This window comes from Bradyrhizobium sp. 132, assembly GCF_023074185.1.
Lineage (GTDB): Bacteria > Pseudomonadota > Alphaproteobacteria > Rhizobiales > Xanthobacteraceae > Bradyrhizobium.
In genome coordinates, this window is sequence record NZ_JADPKY010000064.1 from 1 (window position 1) to 18,757 (window position 18,757).

The 18,757-nt window shown below is 58.3% G+C and carries 14 protein-coding genes and 1 pseudogene; 10 read left to right on the plus strand and 5 right to left on the minus strand.

What is annotated here, in order from left to right:
• Together IVA74_RS10640 and IVA74_RS10645 are read left to right on the plus strand one after the other, a co-directional pair.
• Window positions 1–394 (plus strand): HAMP domain-containing sensor histidine kinase (locus IVA74_RS10640; protein ID WP_247342596.1); only part of this gene is annotated, 394 nt, incomplete at its 5' end.
• A gap of 261 nt (window positions 395–655) precedes the next feature.
• Entirely contained in the window at window positions 656–940 is a 285-nt protein-coding gene (locus IVA74_RS10645) for a hypothetical protein (RefSeq protein ID WP_247342599.1), read from the plus strand.
• 935 nt (window positions 941–1,875) lie between these two features.
• Here IVA74_RS10645 and IVA74_RS10650 read toward each other — a convergent pair.
• Window positions 1,876–2,607, minus strand: coding sequence for a Crp/Fnr family transcriptional regulator (locus IVA74_RS10650; protein WP_247342602.1), 732 nt, complete (start codon window positions 2,605–2,607; stop codon window positions 1,876–1,878).
• 567 nt (window positions 2,608–3,174) lie between these two features.
• Between IVA74_RS10650 and IVA74_RS10655 the strand changes: the two genes are divergently transcribed.
• From IVA74_RS10655 to IVA74_RS10665, 3 genes are all read left to right on the plus strand, one after another.
• The gene (locus IVA74_RS10655) at window positions 3,175–3,939 is read left to right on the plus strand and encodes a Crp/Fnr family transcriptional regulator (RefSeq protein WP_247342604.1); all 765 of its coding nucleotides are present in this window, start codon (window positions 3,175–3,177) and stop codon (window positions 3,937–3,939) included.
• Complete coding sequence (locus tag IVA74_RS10660; RefSeq protein WP_247342606.1) at window positions 3,939–4,313, plus strand: cupin domain-containing protein; 375 nt, start codon at window positions 3,939–3,941, stop codon at window positions 4,311–4,313. The genes IVA74_RS10655 and IVA74_RS10660 overlap by 1 nt, the downstream gene beginning before the upstream one ends.
• Before the next feature lie 617 nt (window positions 4,314–4,930).
• On the plus strand, window positions 4,931–5,110 hold the full coding sequence (locus tag IVA74_RS10665; protein ID WP_247342609.1) for a hypothetical protein: 180 nt from the start codon (window positions 4,931–4,933) through the stop codon (window positions 5,108–5,110).
• 1,062 nt (window positions 5,111–6,172) lie between these two features.
• On the opposite strand, the gene IVA74_RS10670 is transcribed toward IVA74_RS10665, so the two are convergent.
• From IVA74_RS10670 to IVA74_RS10680, 3 genes are all read right to left on the minus strand, one after another.
• Entirely contained in the window at window positions 6,173–8,017 is a 1,845-nt protein-coding gene (locus tag IVA74_RS10670; RefSeq protein ID WP_247342611.1) for a caspase family protein, read from the minus strand.
• Window positions 8,018–9,793: 1,776 nt separating this feature from the next.
• The gene (locus IVA74_RS10675; protein ID WP_247342614.1) at window positions 9,794–10,042 is read right to left on the minus strand and encodes a hypothetical protein; all 249 of its coding nucleotides are present in this window, start codon (window positions 10,040–10,042) and stop codon (window positions 9,794–9,796) included.
• Between the two features lie 165 nt (window positions 10,043–10,207).
• Window positions 10,208–10,603, minus strand: coding sequence for a hypothetical protein (locus IVA74_RS10680; RefSeq protein WP_247342617.1), 396 nt, complete (start codon window positions 10,601–10,603; stop codon window positions 10,208–10,210).
• A 1,311-nt stretch (window positions 10,604–11,914) separates the two neighbouring features.
• Here IVA74_RS10680 and IVA74_RS10685 point away from each other — a divergent pair.
• The 4 genes and pseudogenes from IVA74_RS10685 to IVA74_RS10700 all read left to right on the plus strand — a co-directional run bounded on the left by IVA74_RS10685 (window position 11,915) and on the right by IVA74_RS10700 (window position 15,351).
• Complete coding sequence (locus tag IVA74_RS10685) at window positions 11,915–13,018, plus strand: DUF2336 domain-containing protein (protein WP_247342620.1); 1,104 nt, start codon at window positions 11,915–11,917, stop codon at window positions 13,016–13,018.
• On the plus strand, window positions 13,015–13,332 hold the full coding sequence (locus IVA74_RS10690) for a PilZ domain-containing protein (RefSeq protein ID WP_247342624.1): 318 nt from the start codon (window positions 13,015–13,017) through the stop codon (window positions 13,330–13,332). Before IVA74_RS10685 ends, IVA74_RS10690 begins: the two co-directional genes overlap by 4 nt.
• 107 nt (window positions 13,333–13,439) lie before the next feature.
• Window positions 13,440–14,489, plus strand: a complete 1,050-nt coding sequence (locus tag IVA74_RS10695) for an HD domain-containing phosphohydrolase (RefSeq protein ID WP_247342627.1) — start codon at window positions 13,440–13,442, stop codon at window positions 14,487–14,489.
• A 263-nt stretch (window positions 14,490–14,752) separates the two neighbouring features.
• Window positions 14,753–15,351, plus strand: a pseudogene (locus IVA74_RS10700) (tyrosine-type recombinase/integrase).
• 110 nt (window positions 15,352–15,461) lie between these two features.
• On the opposite strand, the gene IVA74_RS10705 reads toward IVA74_RS10700, so the two are convergent.
• The gene (locus IVA74_RS10705; RefSeq protein WP_247342630.1) at window positions 15,462–16,973 is read right to left on the minus strand and encodes a DUF1254 domain-containing protein; all 1,512 of its coding nucleotides are present in this window, start codon (window positions 16,971–16,973) and stop codon (window positions 15,462–15,464) included.
• A 1,680-nt stretch (window positions 16,974–18,653) separates the two neighbouring features.
• Here IVA74_RS10705 and IVA74_RS10720 point away from each other — a divergent pair.
• Window positions 18,654–18,757, plus strand: a 104-nt coding sequence (locus tag IVA74_RS10720) for a transposase (RefSeq protein WP_247340152.1), incomplete at its 3' end; no start/stop codon positions are given.

The following is an 18,757-nucleotide window of genomic DNA, read 5'->3' on the forward strand; positions in this document are numbered from 1 at the left end:
GACCAATTTCGAGGTCGAGAGGCCGGTCTTCTGCGATCCGGCCCGCATCGCCCAGTTGTTCTCGAACCTGCTCGGCAACGCGATCAGCCACGGCGCGCCAGACCGGCCCGTGCGGGTCGAAGCTACCGCCAAAGCAGAGATGTTCGAACTCTCGGTGGCTAATGGAGGCGCGGCTATTCCGGAGGAGGCTCGCAAGCGCCTGTTTCAGCCGTTCTACCGAGGAAAGGCGCACGGCCCTTCGCAAGGACTGGGACTTGGTCTGTACATCGCGTCCGAAATAGCGAAGGCACACGGAGGTTCAATCAACGTTGACTCGACCGACACAGAAACCAAGTTCACGTTGCGAATGCCCCTTGGAGGCGATGGCTCGCTCCCGCCGCATTCCGCGCCATAAAGCGAGCGGTCTTCGGCGGGCATCGTTCACAAAATGTGATCGAGGCAGGGCGGCGAATCCAAGGCAGCAATCGGCGTGCATCGAGCATTAGGAACGCGCGCGGGCTTCTCGGCATCTTCCATTGCCATTTCGTCGTCACTGCCGCCTTTCAAAAATGAACGAGCGATTGTCGTGACTGGTTCTCATTACCTCAGGATTTATCGGCGGCGGGCGTGCGGGACTTTCTACCGAAGCTGTCAGGAGGAGAGGCGGAGAACGGGCTTGCGCCTGCTCCGCGGCTGGCTCACTGCGCAGCAGCGCGCACAGTTCGATCGGAAAGGCTATTTCGAAGTGGTCGGGTGCGATACGGGTACGCGCTATCGCATCCGTCGGGGCACGTCGGCCAATGTTCGCGAGATTGATGCATCCGGCCGGCTGGGAATGGGATGGTGCTTTGTACCGGTTGGCGAGTTCGTCGAGGGAGACGTGATGCTCGTGCAAAAGATAGCCTTCGAGACGAGCGAACTTGAGACGCTGGCGATCGCCAAGAACTTCTATGGATGGTGATTGTCGGCGGTCTGAGACGCTCCGTTCACCAGCGTATCGCCGATGCGGCGCAACCACGTTCCGTGTTCACTTGTGCACAAAGTGTCTAATCGTTAAATCACGGTTGCTGTACCAACGATCGCGCTACCCGCCAACAGCAGGAGTTGCGCCGTGTTCTATAACAAACCTTTCAATATTGCCATCTCGGAGCTGGCGCAACAAAGCTGTCGGTGGTCGCTCTCGATCTGGAAAATGCGGATGAAGCGTGCGCGCTTGCGAAGCGGATGGCTGAGATGACTGGGCGAACTGTCACCGTTCGCGATGCACATGGCGAGGTCCTCGGCATTTTTCCGGAAGCCAAGAAGAACTAGGAACAGCCAACGGCAATCGGTGTACCTGATGCCGACGCTCTTTCGACTCCAGTAATGAGGGCGCGCCCGTCCGGACGGGCATGGTGATGCATTGAACGAAGTCGACAGGGGTGAACAGCATCCTTGACGTAAGCGAGCCAGAGAGCGTGCAAGGCGACGTACTTAAAGAGTCTCCGATCAGCAGCAGAGCCGAACTTCAATCGCGGCACCTTGCCAGCTTGAAAGCATCAGCTTCATTCCTCTCGCTCCGATGATGGGAGCGGGAGTCGGATTCATCAGCTATTGAGGAACCGTACTACGCAGCGCGATGCTGAAGAAGCCATCCGTGAAGAGCGCCACGCTATCGAAGTCCTCAACCGTACTGGTTCGGCCTTCCTTGCCGGCGATGGCATCAGCATTCCGTGCCGCACGGGGCGTGTACTCATGGCATGGATGTCCGCTTCTGACGGCCGATCGGAAACGTCACATTGAGTCAGACCCTCACCGTGACCCGCAACGGACATTGTTCTCACCCCATACTTGAAGGGACGCCAATCGGCATTTAAAGAAGGCCGACCGGTCATCCCGGCAAGGCCGTGCACGCCGTCAGGATGGAGAAGCGTTTCCATTCTGGTGCAGATAAGCTGCATCAAATCCGCCCTCAATGAGGACTTTCTCGACGTCGATGAGCCTGACCATCTTATTCTGCAAATCAAGAACGCCATCTGCGCGCAGACCCTGAAGAACGCGATTGACGTGGACTACGCTCAACCCAAGCGCCTCCCCTAATTCGGATTGCGTAACAGGAAACTCGAACTCGTCATCGCCGACGAGTCCGACCGCCGCCAAGCGTTCGCGCATTTCGGCGAGAAGATGCGCCATACGGGCCGGTGCTTGGCGCACCGCGACGTTGACGATCCACTCTCGGAAGATTGCGGCATCGATCAGCGTCTCGCACCAGAAAGCGCGCGCGACTGCGGGCCGTTGCTCGATCAGCGCCGAAAGAGCGGAATGCTCGACGAAGCCCAGTGTCGCCGCAGACATTGTAGCGAGATCATGGTCCATGACCTTGAGAAAAAGGCTCTGTAGGTCCGGAATGTCTCCCGGAATGTGGAAGGACAGGATCTGACGCTTGCCGTTCTCGGCAATCTTAGACCGGCAGAGGAAGCCACTCAGGACCAAACAGCTACGTTTCGGGCAGTCGCCTTCGCGAATGACGTAAGTGTCCGCTGTCAACCGCCTTACATCGACGGGCAGCGCCTCAATCGCGGCGGCGTCCTCGTCGGACAGCCGAGTGTTCGCACGCAATCGTCGGATCAGGATTTCTGTGGGATGCATGATGAGTCTCCTGATGGCCGAGGGCAAGACCATCCGTTGATGGTCGGTTCACAGATGCAAAGAACACCTAATCCAAGTTGCAGGGCCAGGTGCAATTCGGACGCTACGACGAAAAGCCGAATCTCTCCGGAGTAAGGAACGAGTAACAGGTCCGAGCGGTCCTCATATCCTCTTATTCAGTTTAAGGAGATGAACTGACCGTGCGATTGCTTCCTGGCTATACGCGACGAGTTCGGTTGTTGTCGAAAGCGTCTCCTTCGTGTGTTGAATACGTTCGGATGTATTCGTCATGCAGCGCACAATTTCCCGCCTAAGGCAGTCCATGCGCGCGTAGAAAGCGCTATTTTTGGCAAGTTTGATCCGATGCCGGGATGAACTCTGCCCGAATCAGGCCGCCTTGACCGTCGATGGAGGGATTCAGTTGATCTTGGGTGAATCGCGCCATAGAGCGCACTATCGGACTAGGGCGCGAGCACGACACTAAACTAGATCAAGGTCACGATTGTGCAATTGAGGTACAGGAGGCACCAAAAGTGTCGTCCGGCGTTCTCCCCGCGGAGGAAACCCATGGACAGCCCGCTAATCAGGAAACTGGAGCAGTTCGCGCCGTTCAGTGACGAAGACCGTCAATTGCTGAACCGTATTAGCTGTGAGCGGCAGCGACAGTATGGTCCGGGACAGGACATCATAAGGGAGGGGGAGCATTCTTCTGATATCCACCTCGTCATCACCGGCTTGGCATGCCGCTACAAACACCTTGAAGATGGCGCCCGTCAGATTATGGCGTTCCTGGTGCCCGGCGATCCCTGCGATTCGGAAATCTTCATCCTCGATGAAATGGATCACAGTATCGGGACATTAACGCCGAGCCTCGTCGCATCCATCTCCGGCGAAATCATGAAGGATCTCCTTCTCAATCGACCAAGCATCGCGCTGGCGTTCTGGTGGAACACCTTGCAGGACGAAGGCGTCCTGCGTGAACGCATCATCGATGTGGGCCGTCGCGACGCATACGCGCGAATCGCGTTTCTGACCTACGAAATATTCCTTCGGATGCGCGCCTTCGGAGTGGTGGACGACCAAAAGTTCGAATTTCCCGTGACTCAGACGGATCTGGCCGACGCGACCGGCCTCACACCAGTGTATGTGAACCGAATGCTGGGACGCCTCCGTCAGGAGAATCTGATCAGCATTGAGGGAAATACCTGGACGGTGTGTGATCCTGCCGGGCTGCGCAATGCGGCACGTTTCGAAAGCAATTATCTGCACCTCGATCGGGCAAAACGGGAGCCTGACAGCGAACCCGCCAAGCGAATGCGTGGGCTGATCTGATGTCTACTTTTCTGGATGCGCGGTCGTCTCCCGCTGAGGGCACTCCGATCAACCTGACGGAGATCGCGTCAGGTATGAGCTGGAGGGAAGCGTGCGAAACCTTGCGCGTTTGCTACAGGTCCGAAGCGTCTTCTCTCAGCATCCTGCCTTTTGACCGCGTTGAAAGCGGAGCACCCGATGACGGTTCCGCTGATGCCATCTATATTATCGTTTCGGGCTATGGGAGTTTGCGCCTGGACGGCAAAGAGATGGAATGCACGGCCGGCGATTTGCTGTTCATCCCGCGGGGCCACCCGCATCGCTTTGAACGCACGGATGGAGAGATCCGGATTTGGAAGATCAGTCTCGCCCGAGATTCTGCTGACAAGTCCTAGCTCGGTCACACATAGCCGTCGCGCCGCCTGCAGAGCGCTCGGCCTATCGAGTTCCGGTAATGCGCATCGCATCGTCCGCGCGTGGAGATTCCGACGCTGCAGCGGGCCAGCCTCTCGACGGCCTGGCGGAGATTATAGATTATGATGTCGCGCACCCGGCGTGCAGCGACCCTAGCCGGTCCGGGGGCTCCTCGCTTCACATGGCGAGACCAAGGTTTGTGCTTCGCGAGCGCGGCCGAGAGATAAGCCGAGTATATTCGACGATCTCGTCAGCCTCCCGAGCAGGGTGAGCGGCGTATCGAGCCCAAGCGCTTGGGCGGCCTTGAGGTTGACGATCAATTTCGAGCTTGTCGGATCGTTGGACCGGCAGATCGGCCGGCTTTTCACTTTTGAGGGTCCGGCCAGCATAGATCCCCGATTTGTTTGGTGGCGAAGCCTCCCAGGAGGCTCATCGAGCGGCGCCGACGCGCTTACCGTCGGCGCGGGTCCGAACTCCGCAGCTCTAGATTTGCAGGAGCCCAACATTTTAGCCTTGCCCTTCATGTCACCTCATTTGATAGCACTTGCGTTCGCCCTCCAGTTGCGGTTGAGTTAGCGTTTCAGGATTACAGGTCCAAATGGCCATCCATTTGATTGTGGCAAAAATTCTCAGAGACGAAGTTGCATCGCTTGGCATCCAGTCATCCGCCAAAGACTCGGAGGCGATCGCCGCTCGTATCTTTGAACGGATCACCGATCTTGAGTTAGAGCTGGCCGCGCGCAACTTCAACATCATCACGAGCCGCGAGCCGACGTGACGCGTCGAAGGGCTACGTCTGCTTACGATCCGCTACGGCGGAAGCTGGGAAGCATGCGGGGGCAAGCTGTTCGGCTGACATTTCCCGAAATCGAAGAGATTCTTGGAAGGCCGTTACCTGCCTCCGCCTATAAGTTCAGCGCGTGGTGGGGAAATGAAAGCTCGCGAAAAGCTGGTCACACGCAAGCTTTGGCGTGGCTGGACGCTGGGTTCACGGCCAGGGTATCTCTGAAGCAGCGAGCGGTTGAATTTCGTCAAACTGGTCCTTGCGCGCGCCCACCAGTCACGGATTCTTAGCGCGGGAGGACTCGCAATGATGACAAAAGTTCTGCGTGATGACCGTGCAGCAGGATAACTGCTTGGCTTAGTGCCTTAGAATTCGGTGGAGCATACGCTAAGCTCCTAGCCCGCATCTACTCGACCATTGAGTAGTGCGGGCCGAATTTGGATGCAATCAGCTGATCATGAACCTCCCTCGCCGCTCATGATCTACCCAAAACGCTTCAGCTTCAGCCCTCAAATCGCATCACTGTTCTATTCGAGCGAAATCGTTCGGACCTGTTTTGATGCGGGTGCCTGGCGGATAGATTTTTTCGAATTGGCCCGTAACCTCGTGGCGCTTCTGCTGCTGCTCTTAGCGGTAGGCTCTCGTGGCCGCTCGGTTCTCTCAGTCTTTGTCATGCTGCTAGCTAACGAGGAGGAAGACATACTGAAATTCTCTCTGAGCAGGCCTCGGAACAACGCGCGAGCAACAGTGCGTCTGGGTGGAAAAGATCGGCCGCGTGTGAACAAGGGCGCGTAACGCATGAAGCACGGACGCCATGGAGGTCCGCTATGCCCCTGATAGCGGCGCAAAAGCGAACGTTGCAGACTTTCCGCGTTGGGCCATTAGCAGCGATCGGAGTAGCTCAAGGGTCGTGGCAATCTTATCCTTACACCGGCTTTTCTCCCGACCGACGACGATCCTTGAGCTAACTCACTATCCTCGCGAGCTTCCAGCGTTTGACAAGGGTGGGTTTGTTAGCTTCATGGCAAAACACGAAAGACGCATCTGTCCGCCCAATCAATTGCACACTTCTCTCATGCGGCCATTAATTCCAGCAGAGTTGCTCGTCGAGGGGTCCGCAACGAGCTTGCATCCATGACTGACGGGTCGGCAGCCAGCTTGGTTGCAAAGCATTTGACCGGATGACTGCTGCTTCATGGGTGCCGTCTCATCCTTCTTCCGTTCCGTATCCCGCTTCTTGATCTGTTCGCGCGTCGCAGCCGGTTTCTTGTCCTGAACCTTCTCGCATTCGTTGTCGTCATTAAGGCGAGAACCCGCGCGGCAGGTGATCTTGACGCACTCGTCGCCGTCCGCCTTGAAGCCGCGCTCACAGATCAGCGGGCAAACCCGGATCGGCTTGGCCTTAATCGCGTCGAGCGCCTCAAAGCTGGCAGACTTGCTGTCGAGCTTTGTCCCGGCATACTTGTTGAACGATGTCAGGGAGCGCTGCGATGACGCATTCCAATCACCGTCGGCTGCCGCTGTCAGACATCCGACCCGTCGCAGTTCTGACTGAAGCTGCTTCGCCGTCTCCTGAGAGGACAGGTTGGGCTGTGATGCTGCCGGAGCGAGGGTTGCGATCTTTTGTTCGCTCTCCACCTGCACCTTCTTATCCGCGGCCTGTTTGGCGGCCAACTCGGCGGCCGCCTTTTCGCCAGCGATCTTATCGGCGAGCGCCTTCTCAGCTACCTGCTTCTCAGCGAAGGCCTTCGAGACCGCGGCTTCCGCTTCCTTGCGCCGCTGCTCGGCAGCGGTTGCTTTCGCTTCCTCGGCCTGCCTAGCCTTCTCTGCCGCGAGCTTTGCAGTCTCGGCGGTCTTGGCTGCGGCCGCCGCTTTGTCCTGCTCGGCCTTGTTGGCGCGCTCGGCCGCAAGACGAGCCCTTTCGTCCTCGGCCTTTTTGGCCTTGTCCACAGCGGCCTCCCGCGCCTCTTCAGCCGCAATTCTGCTCAGTTGCCCCTTGGCGAGGCTGGCGTAAAAGCCGTCGGGATATTGAGCTAGGAAGGCCGCCCAGACCTCGCGCGAGCCTAACTGGAGCGCCAGCTCGTAGTCGCGGCGGATCGCGTCTTGTGGATTCGCCTGCGGCCCGACGGCGGCCGGCTTGGCCGGAATCAAAGGAACATCATCGCCGCCAAGCGAGCCATAAACATAAGGCTCCTGCTTGTAACCGGTATTCTTGAGGACATCGTCGCGGACGAAGCCGAACGCCTTGCGTAAATCTAGCCCCGGCGTAGGGAGACGCTCAACGAGGGCGGCGGCGAATGGGCTATTCTTGGAATCGCCGTCCGAGGCTGTCGATCCCGCCTTCGCTGCGAACGCGATCATAGTGTTCGGGCTGGCCGGCTCGATCTTGGCGAGGCCACGACCGATCGCGCGCGAGGCAACGGTGCGCTTCATCGTCTTAGCAAAAGGGTTGTCTCGGCAGGCATCGAGGATCACAAGCCGTAACTGCTTGGCAGGCTCGACCGTCACCAGCACCCTGTCGAGTTGAAATGCTTCGTCATAGACGTCGGTATCAGTTTCCAGAACCGCATCCGTTGGAATGAGATAATTGTTCCCGTCCAGTTCGATGCCATGACCAGCGTAGTAGACGACGGCAACATCGGCATCGCGTGTACGACTGCCGAACTCACGTAGCGCCTTGCGCATCTCGACGACGCTAAGGTCCAACTTGACATCGACCAGGTCGAACCCGGCCTTCCTGAGCATGCCGCCAACCAACGCCGCATCGTTCGTCGGATTGGAAAGCCGGGGCACGCTCTTATAGGCGGAGTTTCCGATCACTAGCGCAACGCGGCGCTCGGCATGCGCCGAGCCGCAGGTCAGGATGAAAAAGAACAATGAAAACCAGCGAAACGCGCCCATCGTAGCCCCGAGCAATATGTGCGCAGCGTATGTACAGCCTGCCAAAACGCAAGCTTCTGTTTTGTGACGTTGATCACGCTTATGGTCTGGGTGGTTGTCCGAACGTCTGCAACGGGTCACAGGCTGGCTTCCGCACCGACTTCAGTTAAAGTCGGCTTATCTCCTGAAGGCAGATATACCGGCCCTGAAAAGCGAAGGTCGGCAACGGGGCACGAGCAGAAGTCGGATCTAAGGGGCCGCCAATGGGGCCCTTTATCATGCGATATTGCGCGTGGCGGGGACCCAGGTGATCCTGAGCGCCATGGAGAACGATGAACGCCGCGCCCGCGACGAGGCCAAAGAAGCTGTGCGGAAGATACGACTGGAGCCGGAACTGCTTAGGTCCGCCATCGCGGAGACGCGAAAGCGAATGGCGTTAATTCATCAGGCCCGGGAGCTCCGCTGTAGCTCGCGTTGATCGGCGGCATATTGCTCAGCGACTGGGCGAGCTTCAGCGGTACGTCGGACTTCCTCAGCGCTCCGCGCGAGATCGTCGTAGTTCTTAGCAACGGTGCGAAGAACATCCACGTTTCGGGATGGGCGCAGTTGTTTGCCTTGGCCCGCAATTCCTCGGCGCGGTCTCGCTAGTACTTCGGAGAGTGCATTTCCTCGATGCCCATGACCAATCCCCTAATTGAACCGGTCGTGCTATTAACGAATGTTAAGGTCAGCCTGTTCTGGACGCACGCCAAAATAGCGTAAAGGAAACTAGGCGACTGCTGAGCCGGCCTCAATCCGCGGACGGCAATACGGCCACGCAACGGGCGCGGTCCAAGATTTGAATAGGACGCCATCCACGTATTGCTTCGCTTGGGTAACGGCAGCGTCATCGTCTTCGCAATCGACGATAACCGGGGGGCCCTGAATGTGCCCATCTTTGTCAAACCGATAAAGGCGATATTCCGCCATAGCCGGGACTCATGCGCGCTGATGTGCGCATCCTCTACTCAGAGTTCCGTCCGAGGGGAATTCCTGTAGCCTGAATGAGAGGCCTGCAACGAAGGGGGCTTACTTCATTTTTCGAGACCCAATGCTGATGAAGTAGATCGGTTTGCCGGCTTCGTCCATTACCTCTAGCCTCCATTCTTCGCCCGGCCGAAACTTGCCATCGACGTCCCTGAACAGAGCGCCTGCGAAGGTCGTGGCCTCCCGCCATGCTGCTTCGTCATCCGGCAACTCTTCGCCTTGCTCGTCCTTGCTTGGCGCAACGTTGTGGACGTGGAAGAAATATCTCGGCATGCTCGAAGAATGCGAACCAGACGCGCCGGTTCCTATGGTGCCTCATGACGCCGGAAGAATACCTAAAACTGGCGGAGCGATACCGGGAGGCGTTTGAAACGGCCAAGGACGCCTTCACGCCACCACCTGGAAGCCATGGAACGTAGCTACCGAACCTTGGCCGATCGCGAGCGGGCGTTGCTCAAGTCGGGCCGGCTTTCTGATGCCTTGGACAAGCTGGGCGATGGCGACAAAGCAAATAGGCCACTGCTGAAACCACGAGGCAACGTTAGAACTGATCGTCAACACGGAATTAGCGGGGTCATGGTCCGCTTTGGGTCTTTGTTGTGTAAAAACGCTGTTGCATGACGCATACCGTGTCCTAGGCGAACTCAGGCTACCGCGGTCCGGTCAATTGGGCAATTTTTACGAGCCACTCGACCAGAACTCACCATGACGCAATGTCGAGGGCTCCTTTTTAGGGCCCCCATGAACCGCAATGGGGCGCGCCAGCGCCCGTCACGCCCTCACCGCCGCCAGCAGCGGATTCATCCCGACATTGTTCAGCACACTTGTCAGATTGTAGCCGATCACGCACAGCGCCGTCTCGGTCGCAACTTTCGGCAGCGTCATGCACAAGACGTGCGCCGCGCCCATGCGCATCTCCAGTGTGCCGAACGGATGCTCGACGGATCTCGCGGCGTGCGCGCATGGCGTTTGGATTTTTGTCGAGCTGCGCCTGAGCGCGCTCGAGAACGTCGTCCTCATGCACCCATCGCCTGATACGGCGTTGCGGGCTCGGCGTGCACTTCGATTTGAGTGAACAGGTTTCAGAGGCGTTCGTCCAGAGTTGCGCGGCTTCTGGTCGTGTTCCTGGCTTGCGAGCAAGCCGATCTTGCGGCACACCTCGACGAAGAGCGCGCGGCCCCGCCGCTATGCCGAGCGGCGCTCGCGCGCAGTCCGCCGCCCTTTCCCGCGACGCCCCCCGCGATCATTGGTACGGAAGTTAGAGCCGGCAAGGGGTGGGAACTGGCTCGCCAGCGGTCGATCTATCAGATCATCAAACGTGCGCCCCGGAACGGCAGCCGTCGGACGCTCCAAGGCGGCCAGGAAGGTTCTCCCCGCCTCCGTAATACGCCACGCGCCTGGCTCTCGCGTGACCAGCTTCTGGCCGAAGATGTTGATGGTTGATGGTGCCCGCTCTGCCAGAGCCTTCATCCGCTGCAACCACTCGGGGCCACTCGAATAGTACACGGCCAGATACTGCTTGACGGCATCGAGGCTGGCTTGACCGTCGGGCTGGCCATCCAAAAGCTTGAGGATCGACACTGCTAAACTCACAGCACACCTGCCCCAACGCAACAACTTAAAATACTATACTAACTTACGCCGCATCCGAGAGCTGTCCAGAATCTTTAGCAAAGGCTCATTTCCCACTGCGACCTCAACCGTGCCGGCTGGGTTTTTTCATCTGAATCAAAGGGGCCGCCTTGCGGCGACCCCTGCCGGTCGCAATCTTGTTCGGGATGAAATACCAGCCCCGGCATCCACATCATACCGGGCCAAGCCTAATGCGCTATCTCGGAGAACTACTGAGTGTAAGGCTGACCTATTTAAGGCCGCCAGCTTAAGTTTAATTCGGATTTCGGTGCCGGACGCGTTTAGGCTTGGTGATGGGTCGATCTTGGTGCAAGCCAAGTAGATGCAGCAACGTTGTGCGCCCAGCGATCGCATCCGCAGAAGTGCGCCACGTCCCAACCAACGCGGTGTCGGCTGTGGGTTCGAAGGCGGCAGTCGGTACCGGAGGCGAGGACTTCTGCTCTACCCCCGACTCCAGACCTGCCGATGCACTCGCGCCAAGCGATCCCATCGTCCCGGCCTAACCGACGGCTGACCGCTCGCCGAGGAGTCGATGACATCGCGCGAGCGAGCGAATTGTCGCGGCAGGCGGCCAGGATATCAGCCGAAGTTGGAGCACTGTCCTAAGTCCCCTTTGCGAGACGAAAAGGGCCTTAGGCGGGCGGTGGCTAGGGCTTTCACGGGGAAGACAGTGCATTTCATGTCGGGACAGACGCGGGGATAAAAGGCGTCCTCGGATTCAAGATCCAAGCCGACTGTACTAATTTCGGAAAACGGTCGTTCGATTGGGACAGTACCGGGCAGCGGGTGCTGTTCCAATTGGGACACCCGAGAGATCGAACAAGGACCGCGCACGTTCACATCGGCTAATGTTTGGCAATCAGGTCCACCCTTGAAAGCTGGCCTCTAAAGCCAGGTAATCGCAAACCTGCTTTGGTGTCCTGAAAAAGCCCCGGCCGCCCGGCCAGGAGACTTCTACCTATCGTCTTCCTCCGCAATATCCGTGAAGCTTCACCCGAGGCGTGAAGCTACGTTCAGCGATCTAGCGAGCTGCGAACCGGCTCGACGTCTTGAAACGAAAGGTCTGCCGCGCCGCCATGGCGCTTTGGTCATCAATACTCACGCAAAGTAGGCGAAACGGCGCGGCCGGTTCGATGATATTTCCGGGCAATCACGGTTCCACGATACCGGTGTGACCCAGATGAACAATTCAATGTTAAGAATTTTAGCGCGTAATTCCTATCATTGAACAACTGTTTTTTTGACCATTAAGGCCCGCCAATGACGGCAATTTCTGCAGCCGATCTTATTGTCGAGTTGGATGCCACCATCGCTGGGAGCTCATCTGAACGTTGTGTTCGGATGCTTCGGCGCACCGTCGAGCTGCTTGTTGCCGGCAACGGCCGGTTGCAAGAGCCGCACCTTGACCTGCTCGACGACGTTCTTGTTCGTCTGATCGCTCGGATTGCCCCCTCCGCACTTGTCGAGCTCAGTACAGCTCTTGCAGACCTGCGGACGGCTCCGAAAAAGACGTTGCGGCGGCTTGCCTCATGCGAAGACGCCGCGATCGCGGTTCCCGTTCTGCGCCAATCCCCGGCGCTGACGCCGGGGGATCTTATGGAGATCGCGGCGTCCAGCAGCGAGAGTCACCTCCTCGCCATTGCTGACAGGCACGAGATCGAAAATGCCGTGACCGACGTGCTGTTGCAGCGCGGCAGCAGCAAGGTTTGTCTGGCGATTATCGGAAATCCAGCGGCGGGATTTTCCGACGCCGGCTATTCCATCTTGATCGGCAAGGCCGAGCAGGATGACGAGATCACCAAGGCTCTGGCGTTGAGGCCAGGCACACCGGACATGGTTGTCCGCGCGCTGCTATCGGCATCTCCACGACCAGCAACCCTCACGAACGCCGACGCGCGTCCCTGCGCTTTTTCAGGGGCAACCACGTCCTCCGAAATGCCGGTGACGGTGAAGCGCCTTTGGGACACAGAGTACGCTGCTGCGAGGCCGGAGATCGTATCGCTGAACCGCGCCGGCAAGCTGAACGACTCGACCGTTAATCGGTTCGTGATCCGGAACGAGACCGCCAATCTGTACACTGCGCTGTCGGTGCTGTCCGGAGCACCCGTCGAGGTCGTCGAGCACGTAATGGCGGAGCCCGATTGCGAAGGCGTGGTGATGGCGTGTCGGGCGTCGCGCCTGAATTGGCAGACGACGCAGGCCATCCTCAACAATCGCGGCCCGCGCCTTTCACTGACCGAACGCGAACGAGCTCAGGAGCTGTTTGAAAAGCTTCATCTGTCGACCAGCCAATGGTCCGTTCGTTGGGGAGCAATCTCTGCGGGCGCCGACGATCGCACTGCAAAATCGAGAGCGGGCCGATGAAATTCGATGGTCGCAAGGCATCTCGGGTGCGGATGGACCACAGGCAGGCCGTCAACCTGATGGGCTCCGACGGCACTTGGCGGCGAAGCTGCGTCTTGCTCGACGTTTCGGACACCGGCGCCAAGATCGAGGTCGAAGGATCGCTCGACGTTCTCAAGGCCAAGGAGTTCTTCATGCTGCTGTCGTCCACGGGACTGGCCTATCGGCGCTGCGAGTTGGTCTGGATCGACGGAACCATCGCCGGGGTCCACTTCATCCACGCAGACGGCAAGAAAGTCCAAAAGACGACCAGCGACAGTGCCGCATCCAAATAGACTTGAGCCGAGCAGTCTCATCGAACTGTAATCTGATGCACTGATCGTGCAGACTCTGACGACAAGGCCCAATTCAGACCGGCACCCGGCAAATAGAGGCGCCTGCCATGTTGGTACATGTCCTGGCTGATACTTCCGATAAGCTCTTCGGGCTTTGCTCGGTCCTTGAAAGACAGTTCACTGTCGCGGGCGAGCGGCTCGACGTGGAAACAAAGCTACCGCACGCGCCTGCCGCCGTCGTGATCCGTGCCGACTTACGATTTGTCGAAAACATCGCCGCACTGAAAGCGAGAGCTCCGCGTCTCGCGAAGGCCGGCAAGCGGATCTTCCTCATCGAGCAAACCTCCCGCGTTTGCATCTCGCAGGCCTACGCGCTGGGCGCCACGCTCGTTTTGCCCGGCAAGATCGATCAGATCAAGCTCATGGCCGCGCTGTCCGATCCGGCGCGGAGCGCAACTAGTTCGACATGCGACATCTCGCAGCCTAATGATGCGGTCAAGGCCGCGGCCAACGCCATCACATCGTTGTTCACTTTAGTCACACTTGGAGAGCGGATTGACGTCGACGGCACCAAGGAGGCCGGCCGCATGATCACCAACCGGATTTCCGAGCACGGGCTATCCGAATGGCTGACCATGGTGCGGCGCCATCATGAGGGAACCTACCAACACTGCCTTCTCGTAACCGGCGTCGCGATCGATTTCGGCCTCAGTCTCGGCCTCCGCAAAAGCGACCTTGAACGGCTCTCTACCGCTGCGATGTTCCACGACATCGGAAAGGCCAGGATTCCCTTAGCGGTTCTGGACAAGCCGGGACGCCTTGATGACAACGAGCGCGCGCTGGTCGAGACCCATCCGGCAGCGGGTTATGACGTGCTGAAGGAGCACGGCTCTATCTCATCCGAAATACTCGACTCCGTCCGGCACCATCACGAGTATCTCGACGGCAGCGGCTATCCCGACGGCCTCTGCGCCGAGAACATCACGGACATTGTTCGCATCCTCACCATCTCGGATATTTTCGCGGCGCTGATCGAGCACCGGCAGTACAAGCCGACCATGCCCCGTGAGGCGGCCTACGACATTCTCTGCAGCATGAAAGGAAAGCTCGAGAAGGCGCTGGTCGTCTCGTTCAAGGAAGTTGCGCTAGCCAGATGAGATTGATGCACGGCGCGGTGGACCTCATCAGCTTCCCCGCAAATCACGAGAGAATCATAGCAAAGCGGCTTTCACTCTATCAGGGTCATTTGTTGAGCTAGGGTGAGCAAGAGCCAAGAGCCGAGGTCTCTGCTATGGGTCAAATTGCGAACGCTAATCCATCGAATTGGACCTAAGTACGCCTCCACTCGTCCGAAAGCCGACGTAGGTTCAGAAGGTGACACGTTCGAAAGTGACCGGCCTCATCAACTGAGGAGGTCATCATGACCGCCGTCTCAAATGCCACAGAGAACGTCCAAAAGCGCGTCTCGTGGAACAAGGGTAAGATTGTTGACGCCAAGCCGCCACTCGGCCGAAGCACGTTTGCGCTATCCGGACGAAGCTCCAGGTTGAGGGACGATCCGCGATGTGGCGTCGTTCAACATCGCCATCGACAGCAAGCTTCGTGGCTGCGACGTGGTGGGTTTGAAAGTCGATGACGTGGCACCAAGCGGCTGCCGCCGATAGAGCAAGCGTCCGCCAAAAGAAAACTGGACGGCCGGTCAAGTTCGAACTTACAGAGTCTACCCGCCAAGCCATCGATGACTTCCTGAGGGCGACGGGCAAGAAGCCTGGCAACCGTCTGTTCACCGGCCGTAGAGGCCTCGGGAGCAGCCTGCCCGCTCGGCATATGTGCGGCTATTATTACCTGTCCGAAACGCATTCGCTTCGTCGAACAAAAGCGACCCTTATCTATCGGCGCACGGACAACCTGCGAGCCGTGCAGCTGCTTCTGGGGCATACCAGAATCGAGAGCACCGTCCGATACCTAGGAATTGAAGTCGACGATGCGCTTGCAATAGCAGAGCAAGTCGACGTCTGAACTAACTGGGCAGAGCGGACATGCTCTGCCCTTTCTTGCAGCCGACTTCGGGCCACAAGCGGAAGACATGGGGCTGCACTTGATCGAACTCCACCGCATGCAGATAGTGGCTACATCGGTTCAATCTCTCCGGGGCGCCAAGTCTTGTTGAACCAAGGTTCAAGCGGACCGTAGAGGCGCAAGAGGGTGTTCCAGCCCTTCCCCGGGATGGTCTGCACCCAGTTTGATTCCTTGCCCGAGGGAGCCTTTGGTCCGAAATAAACGTCCACCGAACCATCCGTATTGACTAGCAATCCCTTGGTGAGACTGCCGACGGCCGGAGATTCTTGATCGGTTTGGAGCATCGAGCGTGTCTGGTTATCGTAGAGTGTGAACGACCAAAAATCCTTGGCCGGGATGTTGGGCGGCATGTGCAGCCTGTACGTTTTGCTGCCGTCCAAGGGGTCGCCCTTTGTATCCACAAAAGCACCGGCGTACTGCGAACCCTCACCAACCATCTTCATCGTCATCGCCGGCGTCACGCCGGTGGCATAGAAGAAGAACATGTTTTTTGCGTCGAGATTGACCGCTCCGTCCTGTTCAAATTTATAGCTGCCGCCAACGAAAGGTGTCACCCACGCGCTGTTCGGATAGAAGTAGGCATCTTTCATCCGGGTTCTGTAAGTAACTGAGCGCGCTGTTGCGTCGCCCACCGCCGCTGCTTCGGTAAGTATCTTTTTTAGTCGGACATCGGGGGCGAATGGCTTACCCTTTTCGATGCCAATGGCAGCGAACAAGCCCAGCGTGTCGGGGTCCAACGCATCAATAGGTTCATCCTGAATGACGCGATTGACGAACTCGAACAGCGAATAATCGCCGGGACCAATCGTGTTGAAAGCCTTACCAGAGATGTCCACGAACTTCATCGGAGGTGGGTTGGCCGCCTGGCTGAGGGAATAAACTTTCAGGTTCTTCTTTACGTTATCCACGCCGGGCTTGGGATCGCCGTCCCTCAAGAAGGTGCGGAAGAACAGCAGGTTTCCAATTGTGCGCGGACGCGCCACAAAATACCCATCAGGGACCGCGCCCGTGTAGCCGGGCGGCAGCAACAGGTACTTGCCTCCTTTACCTTTATCTGGACCAGTGATGCCAACATCGCTAACCCATCGGAACCAGGCGTCATCGATCGGGCCAAGTACCTCTGGCGGAATCTCCACGACCAGCGGACCATCCTTCGTGCTCAGATAGAGCAAAGTGTAGGGTGTGGTTGTATTGGCGGTCAGGAACAGCGACTTGGCGTTCAAAAGTTGCTCTGAGATCAAAACGGTCTGATTGACGGATCCAAACTCGGCGAAGCCTTTAAGAAACGCTTCAATCGAAACGGCGGGCAACGCAGCAAGGTATGCTTGAACGCCGCGTTGAAAATCGAGGTTGTCGTAGACCTTCGCCGCTGTAGCTTCGTCGGGGAAGCCGTCAGTAAATTTGAGCGTACCGATCCGCGTTTCGACCGTGTTCGGCGTTACGAGGTACGGAGGTGTTTCGGTGGTCATCTTCATCTTGGGCGACCGTGCGTGCGCCAGCGCAGCTGCGGACAAAAAAAGCAAAGTGACGGCTCCGAATTTCAACGCACTGCGAAAGTTCATGTTGGGCACTCCGCGAAGGTGAGATTTGCTACGACTAAGGCGTGCGATTTCCCACAAAACTGAAGTGGCGACCCCGGCGCCTCAATCAATGAGTGTAGCAAAGACGCGCGCTCGCACAATGCGATTTCGGCGGCGGCAATGTCCGGTTCGGGCCACGACCGGACCTTCCTTGCGGTAAATGACCGATCAACTGCTCGGTCATCGTCGCACGATCTGGATTACCAATTCGGACAAGGGCTTCGCCCCATCTAAAGGAGTTACAGGGGCGGAGCACGCGGCTTATTTGCCGTTGGTGGGAAATGTTGGGCCAGCGGCGGGTTGTTAAGGCAGGAGATAACGACGGAGGAAGCGCATGAAGATATTATCGGCTGTAATCGTCGCCTCTGCCCTGGCCGCAGGCCCCGCCATGGCCCAGCAAGCGGTACCCAACCAGAATTTGCAAACCGAGACAGATAAGGGCGTAAAGACACACAACTCTGGCGCGTCTGGAAACGTCGGAAGTCAGGAGTCCCCTGGCGCCGCAGCGCACCCGCCTGGGCAACCTGGCCTAAGTGGTGCTGCAGCCGCCACTAGTGCGCACAACTCAGGCGCCGGCATCAGCGGTGCGCCCGGCGGTAAGAGCGGACCGCCCCCCGGGCAAGGCACTGTCGGCTCAGCGGGTGACCCTACTGTGCAACAGCAGGATCCGACTAACATCAAGGGACTTCCAGGAAACAAGAGCGGCCCGCCTGTGAAACGTTAAACAATCGCTTTGGCAAACTCAGGGCTTGGATCGAGCGCAGTACCGCCTTTGCCCTGAGTGATGTGCGCACCATGAACCGCCCCTGCCGCTCTGCTGATGAATGCTCTGCTGATGAATAGGGATGATGCGACGCGCGGCGGGCCTGAGCGACAGCAGCAGGCGACATGAGTAGTAGCCACACCTGGTCAGATCCTCGCCGCCGAGCGCAATGATATCGAAGGCCTAAAGGTGCACCTCCGCGTCGTGCTTGCATGAATGCAGCGCGTTGAATTCGGAGACGCCGTTTGCGCCGAGCACCGCGGCCTCGCCGTCGATCACGAAGAGCTGCACGCGGTTCTTCAGGGGGCTTTTTGGAGCCCTCCGGCCTAGGGGATGTACTTATCAGCGGCTTGCCGCCTGCGGTCCGGTTTACCGCCAACAGCGGCCGAGGGCGGATAGGCTCCGAGGTCACAATGGGCCACGAGCAGAAGTGCGACAAAAGGGGCCGCCAACTAAAGCCCCTTTATCATGGGATATTGCGGGTGGCTGGTATCGACCTCATCCTGCGCGCATGGAAAACGATGACGCCGCGCTAGCGACGAGGAAGCTGTGCGGAAGATACGACTGGAGGCGGAACTGCTTAGGTCTGCCATCGCTGAAACGCGGGAGCGGATGGACGAAAGCCGCCGACTTCTCGCGCGGGCCTCGGAAGCACATTGACGAGGCGTTAATTCATCTGGCCGCGGAGCTTCCGTTCTAGCTCGCGCTGATCGTCGGCACATTCCTCAGCTACCAGGCGAGCTTCAGCGGTACGTCGGATTCCTCAGCGCTCCGCGCGAGACCGTCGTAGCTCTTAGCAACGATGCGAAGAGCATCCCGCGTTTCAGGATATGCGCAGTTGAGCTGCACCCGGTTCCGAAGACACCAAGTTAGGTGTTTTATGGAGCAGGAGGTGCGTCATGGAGAGAAGGCAGTTTACGCGGGAGTTCAAGCTTGAGGCCGTGCGGCTGATCAAGCAGCGCGGCGTGTCGTATGCGCAGGCGTCCAAAGACCTTGGTATTCA

Coding starts and splice junctions, on each gene's coding strand:
- IVA74_RS10665 (WP_247342609.1), top strand. CDS start 4,931: ATGGCCATCCATTTGATTGTGGCAAAAATTCTCAGAGACGAAGTTGCA.
- IVA74_RS10690 (WP_247342624.1), top strand. CDS start 13,015: ATGAAATTCGATGGTCGCAAGGCATCTCGGGTGCGGATGGACCACAGG.
- IVA74_RS10670 (WP_247342611.1), bottom strand. CDS start 8,017: ATGGGCGCGTTTCGCTGGTTTTCATTGTTCTTTTTCATCCTGACCTGC.
- IVA74_RS10655 (WP_247342604.1), top strand. CDS start 3,175: ATGGACAGCCCGCTAATCAGGAAACTGGAGCAGTTCGCGCCGTTCAGT.
- IVA74_RS10675 (WP_247342614.1), bottom strand. CDS start 10,042: ATGAGGACGACGTTCTCGAGCGCGCTCAGGCGCAGCTCGACAAAAATC.
- IVA74_RS10705 (WP_247342630.1), bottom strand. CDS start 16,973: ATGAACTTTCGCAGTGCGTTGAAATTCGGAGCCGTCACTTTGCTTTTT.
- IVA74_RS10695 (WP_247342627.1), top strand. CDS start 13,440: ATGTTGGTACATGTCCTGGCTGATACTTCCGATAAGCTCTTCGGGCTT.
- IVA74_RS10660 (WP_247342606.1), top strand. CDS start 3,939: ATGTCTACTTTTCTGGATGCGCGGTCGTCTCCCGCTGAGGGCACTCCG.
- IVA74_RS10685 (WP_247342620.1), top strand. CDS start 11,915: ATGACGGCAATTTCTGCAGCCGATCTTATTGTCGAGTTGGATGCCACC.
- IVA74_RS10650 (WP_247342602.1), bottom strand. CDS start 2,607: ATGCATCCCACAGAAATCCTGATCCGACGATTGCGTGCGAACACTCGG.